Origin of the sequence: Arthrobacter sp. H41, assembly GCF_000520535.1 — a bacterium.
Classification (GTDB): Bacteria; Actinomycetota; Actinomycetes; order Actinomycetales; family Micrococcaceae; genus Arthrobacter_D.
Map to the genome: position 1 here is coordinate 63,893 of NZ_KI914819.1, position 15,211 is coordinate 79,103.

Here is a 15,211-nt window from a genome sequence, read left to right on the forward strand (position 1 = left end):
CCGCCCAGCCCGCTGGCAGCCCGTCCGCTCCACGCACCGACGGGCAGGTCGGCGGCAATAAACGCCGCACCATCCTGTCGGCAACGGACATCACCAAGACCTTTCCGGGCCCGGACCGCGTGGACCGCACGGTCGTGGACAGAGTGTCGTTCTCGCTCGAGCGCGGCACCACGCTCGGTATCGTCGGTGAATCCGGCTCCGGCAAGAGCACGGCGGCCCGCATAGTGCTCGGCGTGGAGAGACCCGATTCCGGCAGCGTGCTCCTGCACGGCACACCGTGGGAGGACCTGGCACGGTCCGGGAACCGCGCCGCCCGACGATCCGTGCAGATGATCTATCAGGATCCCCTGAGCTCCTTCGATCCTCGGCATACCGTCGGCAGGATCATCGGCGAAGCGCTCCTGGCCGCGGATGTCCCCCGTGCCGCCCGGGCAGCACGGATCAGCGAGCTTCTCGGCCTGGTCCGGCTGGGAACCGACGAGCAGCAGCGCAGGCCCATCGAGCTTTCGGGCGGCCAGCGCCAGCGCGTCGCCATCGCCCGCGCACTGGCTGCCGAGCCCGAGATCCTCATCTGCGACGAGCCGGTCTCCGCGCTGGACGTCTCGGTGCAGGCGCAGATCCTCGACCTCCTCGCCGATCTGCAGCAGGAGTTCTCCCTGAGCTACCTCTTCATCTCGCACGACCTCGGCGTCATCCACCACATCGCTGACACCGTGCTGGTGATGAAGGACGGCGCGGTGGTGGAATCCGGTCCCATCGACCGGGTCTTCCTCGAGCCCGAGCAGGCGTACACGCGCGAACTGCTGGGCGCCATCCCCCAGCTTCCCACCCCCCTTTTTTCCACCAAGGAGCAGGTCCCGTCATGAGCAAGCAGATCGCCTTCAACCTCTTCGAAATGAACTGCGTGGGACACATCTCGCACGGTTTGTGGGTCCACCCGGAGAACAACCGCCACCGCTTCAACGACCTCGACTTCTGGGTCGAGGAAGCCAAGCTCCTCGAGGCCGGGCTCTTCGACACGGTGTTCCTCGCCGACGTCGTCGGAACATACGACGGCTACCGCGCAGGACCTGGGACGGCGCTTCGCGAGGCCGTGCAGATTCCGAGCAATGACCCCCTGCTGATCATCCCGGCGATGGCAGCGGCCACGAAACATCTCGGTTTCGCCGCCACCTTCTCCACCACCTATGAGCCGCCCTTCGCCTTCGCACGCCGCGCCTCGACGCTGGACCACCTCACGAAGGGGCGCTTCGGCTGGAACATCGTGACCTCCTACCTGCCCAACGCGGCCCGGAACTTCGGGCTGCCTGACGAGGTGGAACATGACCGCCGTTACGAGATCGCCCACGAATACCTCGATGTCCTCTACAAGCTGTGGGAGGGATCATGGGACGACGACGCCGTGGTGCAGGACCGCGAGCGTCGTATCTACACGGACCCCACGAAGGTCCGGTACATCAACCACGAGGGGCCCCACTTCTCGGTGGCCGGGCCGCACCTGGCCCAACCGTCCCTCCAGCGGACCCCCGTCCTCTTCCAGGCCGGCAGTTCGGTCGCGGGCAAGGCCTTCGCGGCCAAACACGCCGAGGCGGTCTTCGTGGGTGGCACCAACCTTGCGGCGTACCGCGACAACGTGGCCGACCTGAGGCGCCTCGCCGAAGCGAACGGCCGATCCCGGGACCACATCAAGACCTTTGCGAGCGCCGTCGTCATTGTGGGGAAAACGCATAAGGACGCACAGCGGAAGGCTGAGGAGTTTCGGAAGCTCTCAAGCGCGGAGGGTTACCTTGCCCACCAGGGAGGGGGCGGCGTCGACCTCGCCGCCTACCATCCCAGTGAACTCGTCGAGGACATCCTCGCCCGGGAGAACCGTCCCGGGCGGGACCGGCAGCCCAGCAACCGCCGCCTGCCGGCCGGCAGTACGGTGGGCCAGGCACTGGAACAGGTGACGCGGTTCGACCGTGGCCCGTTCTTTGCTGTCGGCACGGCGGTGGAGGTGGTCAACGAGATTGAACGGTGGGTCCGCGAGACGGACCTCGACGGGTTCAACCTGCGGCAGTTCCTCACCCCCGGCACTGCCGAGGACTTCGTGGAGCACGTGGTGCCTGAACTCCAGCGCCGCGGGCTCTACCGCACTTCCTACGAGGAGGGCACCCTGCGCGAGCGGCTTTTCGGCGCCGGCAATGCGCGGCTTTTCGACTCCCATCCGGGCGCCCGGTACCGCGGAGGAGCAAACCTCGATGCCCGGGCCCTTGCCTCGGCCTCGGTTTAGGAGATCCTCGATGACCACAACAGCAACCGCTACGGTTTCTCCGACCGATCAGGAGTTACTTGCCCGGTTCGGCCCACTTTTCGACGACATCGCTGCCGGCGCGGCACAGCGGGAAGTGCAGCGGACACTTCCCCGCGCCGAGGTCCAGGCACTGAAGACGGCCGGTTTCGGAGCGCTGCGCGTTCCGCAGCACCGTGGCGGGCTGGGTGCCTCCCTTCCCCAGCTCTTCCTGCTCCTGACGCGGCTGGCTACCGCTGATTCGAACCTCACCCAGCTCTGGCGCGGGCACTTCGCCTTCGTGGAAGGACTCCTGCTCGACGACGACGGTCCTCGCGCCGAGCGCTGGTTCCCCGTCATCGCGGGGGGCGCGATGATCGGCAACGCCTCGAGTGAATTGACCGGCACATCGCTCGAGGACATCAGCACCACCATCTCCGCCGTGGGCGGCGACCTGCTGCTGGACGGGACCAAGTACTACAGCACCGGCAGCATCTTCGCGGACTGGATTGCCGGCAGCGCGGTCTCCGACGGCGAACGGGTCTCCTACGCCGTCCCTGCCGGTGCGCCCGGCGTGGAATGCCGCGATGACTGGACCGGATTCGGCCAGAAGCTGACCGGCAGCGGCACCACCGTGTTCCGGAGGGCCCGCGTTGATCCCGCCGACGTCCGGCCCTTCGTTCGAAACCAACCAAGCCACGTGCACGCCTTCTTCCAGCTGGTCCTGGTGGCGTCACTGGCAGGAATAGCACGGGCGGCAACGAACGACGTCGTCGCCTTCGTTGCGCCGCGCATGCGCACGTACGTCAATGCGACGTCGCCGGTGCCCGCCGAGGACCCGCAGGTGCAGCAGGTGATCGGTGAGGTCTCGAGCCTCGCCTTTTCCGCCGAAGCCTCGGTCAGCGCTGCGGCACGGGAGCTCGAGAAGGCGCTGGGTGTCCTCACCGAGGGGGCCGGTGCCGGCGTGCTGCGGGACGCCGTCGGCGAAGCGGAAATTGCTGTCTACCAGGCGCAGGTGAGCGTCATCGGACAGGTACTCAACGCAACGTCCCGGCTCTTCGAGGTGGGTGGCGCTTCGGCCGTGTCCACCGAGCGCGGACTCGACCGGCACTGGCGCAACGCCCGCACCATTGCCTCGCACAACCCCGCCATCTACAAGGCAAGGGCTGTGGGAACGTGGGAGCTGACCGGGGAACTCGACCGCTTTCGTGCCTGAGTCCGCGAGCGGACAGTTCGTGTCCGCGCGTCACCGAATCGCGGGCCACCAGCCCGCACGTCACCGGCCCGCACGTCACCGGCCCGGTGAGCTGTCCCCGAGCGGCTGTCCTGCATGCATCGATGCCGGGTCCGGAGGACCGTAACCGGAGACCACCGCGAGGCCCCGCCGAACGTTGAAGTACACGTCCCGGAGGGTCCAGGTGCTGAGCGGGGCTCGCTCCCGCCGCGGAATGGAGAGCCTGCCGATGCCAGCGAAAACGGTGATGAGGGTGAGGACGTAGAGTGCGCTGATCATGGCGGTACCCCTTTCACAGCTTACGCTGCGTAATGGTTCAATAGAGCTATGACACTGACAATAGAGCCGATCGGATAAGGGGTCAAGTGCATTTTGCCTATGACACGGAAGATGTCCTCGAATTCGGCGTCGCCCTCGCCAACACCGATCCTGCGGCGTCCACGTCAGGCGAGGACGAACTCACCACGCAGCAGCAGCTCGCCGCGCTGATTGCGGATCATCGCTTTTCCGGACGCATCGACGGCGATGATCAGGAACTGGCCGCCATGGTGGGCGTGCGCCAGGAGTTTCGCCGCATCTGGGCGCTGGACCGCGACAGCATGGTGTCCGAGGTCAATGCCCTGCTGGAAAGCGGCGAGGTCCTGCCACGACTGGCCCGCCACGACGGACTCGACTGGCATCTCCATGCAGCCGCGCCCGATGCTCCGCTTGCGACCCGGATCCGGCTCGAAATGGCCCTTGCCTTGGTTGATGTCATCCGCGCAGCCGAAACCGAGCGGCTGCGCGTCTGCGACGCCGACGATTGCTCGGGACTGCTTCTCGACCTGTCCCGCAACCGCTCGAAACGCTTCTGCAGCGTCCGGTGCGCCAACCGCGTCAATATGGTCGCCTACCGCAGGAGGCAATCCGCCGACGCATGATCCGGCGGTACGCTGGGCACCCCCCAGTAGCCCGTCACCACACGTGTAGTTCCGACCGGCAGGATCCCATGGACTTCGGCACCATCGCCACTGAACTGTATGCGCTGCCGCTGGACCAGTTCACCCGCGCGCGCAATGACCGAGCAGCGGAGGCCTCCCGTTCCGGCCAGAAGGACCTCGCCGCATTGCTGAAGAAGCTTCCGAAGCCATCGACGGCGGCCTGGCTCGTCAATCTGCTGGTGACCCACCGGCGCGGCGAGGTGGAGCAGGTGATCGAGCTGGGCGGGTCACTGCGCGAGGCGCAGGAGGGCAGCGACCGTGCGCAACTCCACGCGCTCGGCCAGCAGCGGCAGCGCCTGTTGGCTGCGGTGGCCGGGCAGAGTCTCGACGTCGCCGGGGAGGTCGGGTACGACGTCGGCCCGGCTGCCCTCGGCGAGGTGGAGGCGACGCTGCGGGCGGCGATNCCCGCCGCGGCGGCCGCCGTCCTCACCGCCCGCCTCGTGCGCGCCCTGGAGGTCTCGGGCTGGGAGCCTGTTGCCGTTGAGGGAGCTGTCGGTGGCCCGTTCGAGCCATCCTCCAATGGCGTCACACCGGACGCTGCAACCGGCACAGCGGGGAACCGGAAAAAGCAGTCCGGCACTGGCGAATCCGGTTCCGCCGAGCAGCTCCGCCTGCTCGAGCAGGCCCGCGCGGACCTCGGCCGGGCCGAAGCCGAAGCACAGCAGGCGGATGATGCCGCCAGGAAGGCGGAGTCCCGCGCGGACCGGGTCGGCGTCACGCGGGAGGGCATCAAGGCGTCGATCGGGGACCTGCAGGAGCGCCTGGCGGCCCTCGGCGGTGAGCTCGACGGCGTGGAGGAAGAGGCCCGGGAGGCCGAACGCCATCGGCACGAGTCCGCCGAGGAGGCCACGGAAGCACACGCCGCCGTTCAAGCGGCCCGGGCGAAGGTGGCTGATCCGGGCTGACTCGCGGGGCGGGAAACGGGACCCGGCGGCGATCGACCGGGAGCATCTGGGCAGCGCGCGGCAGCACATTGTCAGCGCCTTATCAGCTCCTGGGCAGCGCCGCAGCCTAGCGCATGCCTTCCCTGCGGAGGGCGGTGGCAATTGCCGCAGCACGGGTGTCGACACCGAGCTTCGCGTAGATGTGGGCAAGATGGGTCTTGACTGTGGCCTCGGAGATGAAGAGGCGCTTACCCAGCTCACGGTTGCTGAGTCCCTCGATGAGCAGACTGAGCAGTTCAGCCTCCCGCGGGGTGAGGACCTCGCCGGGGTTCCTCAGCTGCTGGAACAGTCGCGACGCAACGGGCGCGCTCATGAAACTCCTGCCCTGGACGGCACCGCGGATAGCGGCAAAAATTTCCTCCGGGTCAGCGTCCTTGAGGAGATAGCCCATCGCCCCGGCGTCGACGGCGCGAACAATGTCGGCATCGGAATCGTAGGTGGTGAATACCAGGATCGCTGGCCGCGGGGTACGCCGACGCAGCTGCCGAATCGCCTCGATGCCGTCCATGCCTGCGCCCATGGCAAGGTCCATCATCACCACGTCCGGGGAACTGCGCTCCACCGCGGCAAGGGCATCCTCCCCGGAGGCGGCTTCGGCGACGACGTCGAAGTCGGGTTGGGTTCCCAGCAGCGCCCGCAGCCCCGTGCGGACCACCAGGTGATCATCCACCAGGAGGACGGAGATCGTCATGGTGCTTCCACCCGGGCTTCCCCCCGCGCTTCCGCCCGCTGCGCAGGCCCAGTAGCGGGAACCGGGAGCTGTGCTGCCACGATCGTCCCTTCACCCGGAGCGCTTTCCACCGCGAAGACGCCGCCCAGCTGTTCCACGCGCTGGCGCATGGCCCGCAGGCCGTACCCTCCGCTCTCCGAGGGCTCGGCAAGGGCCCCGGGGTCGAAGCCGCAGCCGTCGTCGTAGATGTCGAGGGTCACCGTGCCCGGAAGGTACCCGAGGGTCAGGCTGGCATTTCCGGCAGCGGCATGGAGCCTGATATTGGCTGCGGCACTTTGTGTCACCCGAAGCAGCGCATGCCGGACGTCGGCCGGAACCGGGCGCGCCTCACCGGTGACCCTCAGCTGGACGCTCTCCAGGTAAAGCGACGCTGCCTCGAGGAGTGCCTCCGCCAGCGGCGCGTCGGTTCCCGGTACGGAGAGTTCGTGCACCAGACTGCGCGTGTCGGCGAGGTTCTGACGCAGCAGGGATCCTGCCCTGCCGATGTCTCCGCGGGCCGCAGGATCGGGCCAGGACCGCAGTGCGGCTTCGAGCAGGAGCACGCCGGAGGCAAGTCCCTGGGTCACCGTGTCATGGATTTCGCGGGACACGCGCTCACGCTCGGCAGCAACTCCGGCATCGCGCGCACTGACCGCCAACTGCTGCTGCGCGTCCGAGACCTCCGCGGCAAGCTGTCGCTGGAGGGCTGCATCGTGCTCGATCCGGTCATAGATCAGCGTCAGCAGCACTCCGGCGGCCAGTGGCCCCAGCAGCATCGCGAGGTCGGTGGAGCCACTCAGGCGGAAAAGCCCGACGGCTGTGGACACCGCCGTCGCACCCCCGGCAAGGTACGCGGACCAACCGCTGAAAGCGGCGCGGCAGAGGAAGAACACGGCAAGCGAACACCAGGCGAAACTGGGCGCGAGGATCACCAGCGCCGACCAGCCCGCCACGAGGGCGAACACCCAGGGCGTCCAGGGCCGCCGGCGTTGAGCGAGCACGGCGATCCCGGCGTACAGGGCGCACACCGCTCCTGCGAGCACCAGCACCGGAACATTGTCGGCGGGGCTGTGCCGAAGCACGTACCGGACCCCGGACGTCACCATGAGCACGGCGAAACTCAGGTGAACGACGGCGTCGATCCGGCCGAGCTCCGGACGATCGCCCGGCACTGGGGGCGGGGTGGCTGCGGCAGGCATGAAGCTCCAGTCGACGTGGGGCGCTGCCACCATCCTAGGGGCCCGGCCGTCAGGACTTCCTCATCCATTCGGTTGATACCGCCACCACAATGGCTGAGCCCGGGACCGACAGATGCCCGAGGCATGAGGAACTGCAGTCCACGAGCATGGAGGGACAGCGAAACGCAGGACCACCCAAGGAGAATGTCATGAAGAAGTCCCATCAGGTTTTCGCCACCCTCGCCACCGGAGCACTGTTGCTGACCGCGGGAGTCGGTGCCGCTGCCACGGCAACGCCGCCGGCCGCCCCGGCCGCTGGGTCGGCTCCCGCTCCCGCTCCCGCTCCCGCAGCTGACATTCAGCCGGGCTCGGAATCCGTGGTGGCCCAGAACCGGATCACGGTCGGCGCATCAGCCGATGCGGTGGGCGCAGCCCTTGCGAAGTGCCAGGCGGACAACCTGCCGTTCGTCACCGTCGCACTGGTGGACCGCTTCGGCACCGTCCAGGCGCTGCTCCGCGGTGACAACGCTGCGGAACACACTATCGAGTCCGCGAAGCGGAAGGCCTACACCGCCGCGGCCTTAGGAGCACCCACGAGCGAACTCGCCCAGCGCATCACCGGCAACGGCCCGGGCATCGACGATCTCCCCGGAACCCTGTTCCTGCCCGGCGGCGTACCGCTGAAGGTCGACGGCGTCTCAGTAGCCGGCATTGGGGTGGGTGGCGCCCCGGACGGCAGGCTCGATGAAGCCTGCGCAGCAGCCGGAGCCGCTGCAGTCACCGGCGCAGGAGGGTAGTTTCTCCTTGATGACCGTGTTGCAGAATGCATGCCGACCCGGCGCCCGATCTACGGGTGCCGGGTCGGTTCTGGCTGCGGCAGGCCTTCTCGCGGGCCTGGCGCTGTCCGGGTGCGCGCCGGGAAGTGAAGGTTCCTTCTCGCTGGAGGAGACCCCCGCCGGGACGACGGCGGAGAGCTCACCTCCCGGCGCTGGGTCTCCGCCCGTCGCGGTGCCGACTGCGCCGCCGTCGAACCCGCCGCCGTCGAACGTGCCGTCGAACCCGCCGTCGGACGTGCCGTCAGCCTTGCCCTCGCCCACTGCATCGCCGTCGGCTGCCGCCCAGCCCGCGCCACGCTCCGCGGAGGAACAGGCGGAACTGGACCGCCGGCTGATCCTCGTAGCCAAGGCGAATGATCCGGTGCGCGTCCGGGAACTGATCAACAGCGGTGGGAACGTCAACGCCAGGGACGTCCTTCAGGACTCAGCGTTCCTGTACGCCGGGGCGGAGGGATTCAACGAAGTCCTGCAGCTGACCCTGGCCGCCGGAGCCGACGTGCGGAGCACCAACCGCTATGGGGGAACAGCTCTGATTCCGGCGAGCGAACACGGATACGTGGAGACTGTACGGATCCTGATCGCTGCCGGCACCGACGTGAACCACGTCAACAACCTCGGCTGGACCGCCCTCCAGGAGGCCATCCTCCTCAATGATGGCGGGCCGAACCAGCGTGAGGTGGTGCGGCAGCTGCTGGATGCCGGAGCCGACCCGGGGATCCGGGACGCCGAAGGCAACACTGCACTTCAGAACGCCGAGCGGCTGGGTTTCACTGCCATCGCCGACCTTCTCCGGCCCTTTAGTTGAGGGATGTGATTTTTCCGTAAGCTGTGGGGATGACAGAAATGAATGCCGGCGGTTCAGTTGCCGGCAAGTTGCAGCACCTCATCCTCGGGTCCGACGACATCCATCTCTTCCTCGAGGCGTTCGCCGTGCACACGTCCAAGATTCTTGAGCCCGCGGTCACTGTGATGTGCGGAATAACCTTGAAGCAGCGCAATAGGGCCACCACGGTCGCGAGCAGCAGCATGGAGGCGAAGGAGCTCGACGAGGTCCAGTACGGATACGGTGACGGACCCTGCCTCGATGCCGTGAATACCGGTAACGTCAACGTCATTCAGGACACGCGGACGGACCCCCGCTGGCGTGAATATCTCAGTGCCCTCAGCGACCGCGGCTACTACTCGGCACTCGGCGTTCCGCTGCTGAGGGACGACGACGGCGGGGCGGCAGTGAACCTGTACGCAAAGGAGCCCGGAGTCTTCACTCCCGAGGTTGTCGGGCACGTGCAGGAATACGCCGCTGAAGCGTCGAGCGCCCTGCAACTCGCACTGCAGATGTCGAAGTACCAGGACGCGGCAGCGAACCTGAAGTCGGCGATGGAATCGCGGACCAATATCGACATCGCCGTCGGGATCATCATCGCGCAGAACCGGTGCACGCAGCTCGAAGCCATCGAGATCCTCCGGGAGGCCTCCAGCCACCGGAACGTGAAGCTCCGTGTCGTCGCCGAAAGCATCGTCCGGGCGGCCACCAGCGCAGCCGCCGAAACACACTTCGGCGTGTAGGCCTGCCGGGCCACGCCAGCTAGACGGGTCGGCGGAGAATGGTCGTTCCCGTGCGGATTGCTGCAGCGACAGCGTCGAGTGCGGTCGAGCTGTGTCGCCATTGCTGCCAGTGCAGGGGGACGTCGATGTGACCATCGACGTCCAGGGGCACGAGGTGATCCCGTGCAGGGTCCTCGCCCAGTTCGATTTCGGGGATGAGCCCCCAACCCATGCCGAACCGAATGGCCTGCGCGAATTCCTGTGCCGCCGGCACGTAATGCCGGGGAGGGGTGAGCGTGCGGTGCGTGAGGGTCCGGAGGTATTGATCCTGGAGGTCGTCCTTGCGGTCGAAGACGATCACGGGGGCGTGGGCGAGGGTGGCCGGCGTTGCCCCCTCGCTGAACCAGGTGCGCAGGAACGCAGGCGTGCAGACCGGGATGTAGCGCATGATGCCCAGGGGGTGGGATGAGCACCCCTGGACCGGTTTCGCGATCGAAGTGATCGTTGCTGCTGCTGCGCCGCTGCGGAGGAGGTCCAGTGAATGTTCCTGGTCCTCGCGCAGGATCTCCAACTGCAGTGTCTCCGCGACCGGCACCAGAGCCCGAAGCGCCCACGTGTGGAGGGAGTCGCCGTTGATGACGATCGTGAGCCGCTGCCGCGGTGCCTGGTCCACTTCCGTCAGGTCGACCGCGAGGTCCGCCGAGAGCAATTCGAGTTGCCGGGCGAAACGCACTATCGCCTGCCCGGCGTCGGTGGGCTCGGCCGGACGGGTGCGCCGAAGGACAGGACGGCCGACGGCGATCTCCAGGGCACGGATGCGCTGGCTCACGGCGGAAGGCGTGACCGAGAGGTGAGCCGCAGCGGCCTCGAAGCTGCCCGCGGTGACGATGGTGGCAAGGGTTCTGGCCTGGTGGGGGTCGATGTCCTTCATTAGCCCTTCTTATCAGACCTAAGAAAGTTGAGATGGTCTTAGGAAGAACTGCCGCATATCTTGGTGGAGTGCTCCTTTCTGCTGCAACCGGCCTCATCTCCGGCCTGACCCTCATCATCGCGATCGGTTCCCAGAATGCGTTCGTCCTCCGCCAGGGCCTGCACCGCTCTCATATCATCCTGGTGGTTGCGGTGTGTTCACTGTCGGACGCAGTGCTGATCGTGCTCGGCGTCGGCGGACTCGGTGCAGCAATCGAACGGGCACCAGTCCTGCTCGAGGTCGTCCGGTGGGCAGGAGCGGCGTTCCTGATGGGCTATGCGGTCCTGGCGGCCGTGCGGGCATTGAAGGGTGAACAACTCGACGTCGCCGACGGGCGTGGAAGAGGGTCGTGGCAGGCGGCACTCGGGACGTGCCTCGCACTCACTTGGCTGAACCCTCACGTCTACCTGGATACCGTGTTGCTTCTGGGCTCATTGGCCAGCACGCATGGAACGCCCGGAAAGTGGTGGTTCGCCGTCGGCGCCGTCCTCGGCAGCATCCTCTGGTTCACCGCTCTCGGCGTGGGAGCCCGTTACCTGACTCCCCTGTTCAAACGCCGCAACGCGTGGCGGGTCCTCGACGCCGGCATCGCCGTGGTGATGGTCGCGCTCGCACTGTCCCTCGTCATCTGACCCTCACGGGTCGAATCGAGGCTTCAGGCGTCAGGAGATCTGCAGCCCGCCGTTGATGTCATAGGTGGCCGCGGTGATGAACCCGGCGTCCTCGCCCATCAGGAACACCAACAGGGCGGCGATGTCGCGCACCGTCCCCACCCGGCCCACCAGGATGTCCTGTGACATCGCCTCCTTCCGGTCATCGCTGAGCGCACCGCCCATGATGTCGGTGTCCACCGGGCCGGGCGCAACACAGTTCACCGTGATGCCGTGTTCCCCCATCTCGCGGGCAAGGGCCCGGGTGAAGCCGATGATTCCGGCCTTCGAGGCGCTGTACGCCACCTTGGAGTAGGTACCGCCGCCGCGCTGCGCGGAGATGGAGGAAATGCTGACCACCCGGCCGAGTTTCCGGTCGATCATGCCGGAGAGCACCCTCTGCGTGACCAGGAAGGTACCGGTCATGTTGATGGCGAAGACGCGTTCCCATCCCTGTTTGGTCTCGTCCATGAATTCGACGGGAGAGCTGATGCCGGCGATGTTGGCCAGTGCGACTACGGGGGGCAGAGATTCCTCCACGCTGCTGATGGCCGAATCCACCGATTCCTGGTCGGAGACGTCGGCACGGACGCCGAGGGCCCGGACGCCATGCTTGCCGGCAATCTCTTCCGCGGCCCGCGCGGCGGCGTCGCCGTCGATATCCAGGATGGCAATGCACCACCCCTGGGCGGCGAGGAGGTCCGCGGTCGCTCGTCCGATCCCGCGGGCCGAGGCAGCGCCGGTGAGGACCGCTGTGCGTTCGGTGGGAAATGCGGGGGATACGGAGGTCTCGGTCATGTTAGCCATCTCCTGAAGGGGTGTGATCTTGCCTGCTGATGTAGTGCTCATAGTCTTCGTACGTCTGGTTGATATGCGCGTCCATGGCCAGGCGCGCGGCTTCCTGGCTCCGGGACGCGATGGCGTCCAGAATCAGGCCGTGATGCTTGATCGCGTGGCGCTGCACCTCGGGGAAGGCTGACGTCTCCCGCCGCATCACGTAGAGGAGTTGCGCCAACTGGCCCAGCAGAACAGGGACGAACGGATTGGCGGAGGCGCGGAACACGGCGTCATGGAAGGCGAGGTCGGCGACGGTCACCGCGTCGAGATCCTGCGCGGCATGGGCGGCTTCCAGGCCGCGGTTCGCAATTTCCATCTGCTGCAGGTCGGCTGGGGTGGCATGCTTCGCGGCCAGTTCGGCAGCACCGGTCTCCACCATCCGCCGCACCTCGAGTAGACGCAGTGCGGCCTGGTTGGAGGCGATGCCGCGCGACGCCGCCGTGAGGATCGCCTCGAGGCCGGTCCACTGGTCCGGCGGATTCACAAAGGTGCCGAGGCCTCGCCGCACGTACACGATGTTTTGGGCCTGCAGGGTCTTCAGGGCTTCCCGGACAGTCAACCGGCTGACATCGGACGCTTGCGCCAGCTGTGCCTCCGGGGGCAACGGTTCGTGCGGTGCGATCTCGGCCCCGAGGATGCGTTCGAAGAGATCCTCGGCAACCGACTCAACCAGTGATTTCCGGCCCACGACCATCCTCCCCCTGGGTGGCGCGCTTTCCCGGAGCCACCACCCGGATGACCGAGGAGTCATCGGCCAGGCCGAAGCCCTGCGCCTGACCCAGCAGGAAGAGTTGCTCTGCGGCTGCCGCAACCGGCGCGGCGAGCCCTGCGGAACGCGCCGCGTCCCCCACGATTCCCAGATCCTTGACGAAGATGTCGAGCCTGCTCAGGACCTCCGCCCCGTCCGCCGTATAGGCCTCGAGGATACGCGGACCGCGGTTGGACAGCATGAAGGAGCCTGCAGCACCGGCCTCGAGGGCGGCGAGGGCCTTTTCCTGATCAAGGCCCAGCGCATCGGCCAGGGCCAGCGCTTCGGCGGCGGCGGCGATGTGGACGCCGCACAGCAACTGGTTGACCGTCTTCAGCGCCTGCCCATCCCCGGGCTTGTCCCCGACCACCGTGAGTGTCGAAGCAAGGCGATCGAGAACGGGCCGCACTTCGGCAATCACAACCGGCTCCGCGCCCACCACAATGAGCAGGTCGCCATCCCCGGCGCGCTGCGGTCCACCGGACAACGGCGCATCCACCAGCTTCACTCCGAATCCGGACAGCTGCTCGACGATGCCCGGGATGACCTCGCGTCCCACAGTGCTGGTCACAATGACGACGGCGCCCGGTTCCAGGACCGCGGCGACTCCGTCGTCGCCGAACAGGGACGCGCGCAACTGTTCAGCGTTCCGGACCGCGAGGAGGACGGCGTTCGCCCCGGCGGCCGCGCCGCGGGCCGATGGATGGGCGGTGACGCCGGCGTCCGAGGCAAGTTGCCGCCGTCCGGCGTTGATGTCGTAGCCGTGAACGGTGAACCTGCCGGCGAGCCGTCCCGCAATGGGCAGTCCCATCGCCCCGAGTCCGAGGACGGCGACCGTGTAGTTACTGCTCTCCTTCGAGCCATGCATGTGGACGGTCCTTCTTTCGTGGCGAATTACGGCTGGAAGGCGGAGCTGAGTTTTCGGACAACGTCCACCAGGGAATCGTCATCGCCCACATTGCCCGCGAAGACGACGTAGGGAATGCCCTGCGCCGGTCCGTCGACCGGTTCCCACAGCGACACGATGCCGGGGAGCATGGGCCCCCGGACCACTGCATGCCGGATGGCGAGACCATGCGCGGCAACATCGGAGGAGGTGATGCCGCCCTTGGCGATCACGAATCGCGGCGGTGCCGCAGCGAGCGTCCGGCGGACGACCGCCACCACCGCGGCCGAGACCACCCTGGCGATCCGCAGGCTTTCGGCGGGATCGTCCGATTTCACCAGCAGCCTGCTGGTGTGCAGGATGACGTCCCCGGCACCAAGGGCCGCGACGACGTCGGCGACCGTCTCTTCGAGTCGGGCTTCGGCGAGCGCCGCATCCAGCAGGTCCTCCACCGCGAGTTCTACCGTCGTGGCGTTCGGATGCCGGCTGGTCAGTGCGGCGAGCTGCCGCGTGGTGACGCCCACATGGGAACCCACGACCACGAGCCCGCCTGCTTTCGATGCCCGGCTTCCGGCGGGGAACACGTCCTCCGCGGTGAGTGCTTCCCGCTCACGCTGCCCGATCCGCGCGCGGACGAAGGGCGGTCCCACGCGATACAGCAGCTTCTTCCCGCGGCTTTCGGACTCCGCCAGGCCGAGGGCAAGGGCGCGCAGGTCATTCTCGGTCACGACGTCGGCCACGATCGGGGCGGAATCGACAGCGTCCGTGAGTGCGTCCGCGATGCCTACCGCTCCGCCGCGGACGATACCGAGATCCAGCACGATGACGTCGGCCGCAGGAATGCGCCCTGCCGATTTTTCCTCCACATAGCGGGCGAGCTCGGAATGGGAATAGCCGAACGTGGCATCGGCCGCGAATTCGGTCTCCGCCACGGGTGTCAGGCCGCCCGCTCCGCCCCTCATGTAGTGGATCCCCCCGATGGTGATCCGCCCCGCATCCGGAAAAGCCGGAACGATGACGACGCCGTCCGTACCCTCCCCGATGACCTCCTGCAAAGTCGCAGCGATCACCTCCGGCTCCAAGGGATAGTGCCCGCGAAGCGTGGAATCGCTGCGGCTCACAAAGCCGAGCCTGATCCCCGCCTCCTGCGCTGCGACCAGGGCGTTGGTCACGGCTTCCCGGTTGCGCGCTGCAGCCTCTTCCGGTCCGAGACTGCGGGTATTGGTGAGGACGTAGACCGCCGGGGCGGCAGCACCCTCGATGCGAAAACGGAAGGCCCACGCGAAATCCGCCGCGTCCCAGCGGGTGAGGACGGGCAGGTCCGCCACGGACTGCGTGCCGGTGGGGTCGTCGTCGAGCACCACGAGGATGCGGCCCGATGCTGCCACCGATGCCGCCACCATTGCCGGATCAACAACGGTTTCG

Annotated in this window: 16 protein-coding genes; 8 read left to right on the plus strand and 8 right to left on the minus strand. The window is 67.3% G+C overall.

From position 1 onward, the window contains the following. From Y705_RS19965 to Y705_RS0113265, 3 genes are all read left to right on the plus strand, one after another. Nucleotides 1–866: ABC transporter ATP-binding protein (locus tag Y705_RS19965; protein ID WP_155850080.1), on the plus strand; the 866-nt coding region annotated here is incomplete at its 5' end. Next, on the plus strand, nt 863–2,272 hold the full coding sequence (locus Y705_RS0113260; RefSeq protein WP_026533203.1) for an LLM class flavin-dependent oxidoreductase: 1,410 nt from the start codon (nt 863–865) through the stop codon (nt 2,270–2,272). The genes Y705_RS19965 and Y705_RS0113260, both read left to right, overlap by 4 nt. A 10-nt stretch (nt 2,273–2,282) precedes the next feature. Beyond that, nucleotides 2,283–3,485, plus strand: coding sequence for an acyl-CoA dehydrogenase family protein (locus Y705_RS0113265; protein WP_026533204.1), 1,203 nt, complete (start codon nt 2,283–2,285; stop codon nt 3,483–3,485). A 75-nt stretch (nt 3,486–3,560) separates the two neighbouring features. On the opposite strand, the gene Y705_RS0113270 is transcribed toward Y705_RS0113265, so the two are convergent. Next, nucleotides 3,561–3,782: a hypothetical protein gene (locus Y705_RS0113270; protein ID WP_026533205.1), complete on the minus strand. Its 222-nt coding sequence runs from the start codon at nt 3,780–3,782 to the stop codon at nt 3,561–3,563. An 86-nt stretch (nt 3,783–3,868) separates the two neighbouring features. On the opposite strand from Y705_RS0113270, the gene Y705_RS0113275 reads away from it, so the two are divergent. Continuing rightward, nucleotides 3,869–4,423, plus strand: a complete 555-nt coding sequence (locus Y705_RS0113275) for a CGNR zinc finger domain-containing protein (protein WP_026533206.1) — start codon at nt 3,869–3,871, stop codon at nt 4,421–4,423. A 1,071-nt stretch (nt 4,424–5,494) separates the two neighbouring features. On the opposite strand, the gene Y705_RS0113285 is transcribed toward Y705_RS0113275, so the two are convergent. Next, nucleotides 5,495–6,118 (minus strand): response regulator, encoded by a 624-nt coding sequence (locus tag Y705_RS0113285; RefSeq protein WP_026533207.1) that lies wholly within the window; start codon nt 6,116–6,118, stop codon nt 5,495–5,497. Further along, the gene (locus Y705_RS0113290; protein WP_026533208.1) at nt 6,115–7,335 is read right to left on the minus strand and encodes a sensor histidine kinase; all 1,221 of its coding nucleotides are present in this window, start codon (nt 7,333–7,335) and stop codon (nt 6,115–6,117) included. The genes Y705_RS0113285 and Y705_RS0113290 overlap by 4 nt, the downstream gene beginning before the upstream one ends. Before the next feature lie 188 nt (nt 7,336–7,523). On the opposite strand from Y705_RS0113290, the gene Y705_RS0113295 reads away from it, so the two are divergent. From Y705_RS0113295 to Y705_RS0113305, 3 genes are read left to right on the plus strand one after another with little or no spacing between them, the layout of a single operon-like run. Continuing rightward, nucleotides 7,524–8,111, plus strand: coding sequence for a GlcG/HbpS family heme-binding protein (locus Y705_RS0113295; RefSeq protein ID WP_026533209.1), 588 nt, complete (start codon nt 7,524–7,526; stop codon nt 8,109–8,111). Nucleotides 8,112–8,121: 10 nt separating this feature from the next. Further along, nucleotides 8,122–8,955: an ankyrin repeat domain-containing protein gene (locus Y705_RS0113300; protein ID WP_026533210.1), complete on the plus strand. Its 834-nt coding sequence runs from the start codon at nt 8,122–8,124 to the stop codon at nt 8,953–8,955. A 29-nt stretch (nt 8,956–8,984) separates the two neighbouring features. Continuing rightward, the gene (locus Y705_RS0113305; protein WP_026533211.1) at nt 8,985–9,716 is read left to right on the plus strand and encodes a GAF and ANTAR domain-containing protein; all 732 of its coding nucleotides are present in this window, start codon (nt 8,985–8,987) and stop codon (nt 9,714–9,716) included. Between the two features lie 19 nt (nt 9,717–9,735). Here Y705_RS0113305 and Y705_RS0113310 read toward each other — a convergent pair whose 3' ends face one another. Further along, nucleotides 9,736–10,626: an ArgP/LysG family DNA-binding transcriptional regulator gene (locus tag Y705_RS0113310; RefSeq protein ID WP_026533212.1), complete on the minus strand. Its 891-nt coding sequence runs from the start codon at nt 10,624–10,626 to the stop codon at nt 9,736–9,738. Nucleotides 10,627–10,658: 32 nt separating this feature from the next. Between Y705_RS0113310 and Y705_RS0113315 the strand changes: the two genes are divergently transcribed. Next, the gene (locus tag Y705_RS0113315) at nt 10,659–11,297 is read left to right on the plus strand and encodes a LysE/ArgO family amino acid transporter (RefSeq protein ID WP_173401090.1); all 639 of its coding nucleotides are present in this window, start codon (nt 10,659–10,661) and stop codon (nt 11,295–11,297) included. A 30-nt stretch (nt 11,298–11,327) separates the two neighbouring features. Here the strand turns inward: Y705_RS0113315 and Y705_RS0113320 are convergent, their stop codons facing one another. Genes Y705_RS0113320 through Y705_RS19975 form a run of 4 tightly spaced genes read right to left on the minus strand, consistent with a single transcriptional unit; the run spans nt 11,328 to nt 15,189 of the window. After that, complete coding sequence (locus Y705_RS0113320; RefSeq protein ID WP_026533214.1) at nt 11,328–12,113, minus strand: SDR family NAD(P)-dependent oxidoreductase; 786 nt, start codon at nt 12,111–12,113, stop codon at nt 11,328–11,330. Nucleotide 12,114: 1 nt separating this feature from the next. Further along, complete coding sequence (locus Y705_RS0113325; RefSeq protein WP_343212766.1) at nt 12,115–12,846, minus strand: FadR/GntR family transcriptional regulator; 732 nt, start codon at nt 12,844–12,846, stop codon at nt 12,115–12,117. After that, a complete protein-coding gene (locus tag Y705_RS0113330; protein WP_026533216.1) occupies nt 12,818–13,768 on the minus strand; it encodes an NAD(P)-dependent oxidoreductase in 951 nt (316 codons plus the stop codon). Before Y705_RS0113330 ends, Y705_RS0113325 begins: the two co-directional genes overlap by 29 nt. A gap of 26 nt (nt 13,769–13,794) precedes the next feature. Next, nucleotides 13,795–15,189, minus strand: a complete 1,395-nt coding sequence (locus Y705_RS19975; RefSeq protein ID WP_081738057.1) for a four-carbon acid sugar kinase family protein — start codon at nt 15,187–15,189, stop codon at nt 13,795–13,797. Nucleotides 15,190–15,211: the final 22 nt, after the last annotated feature.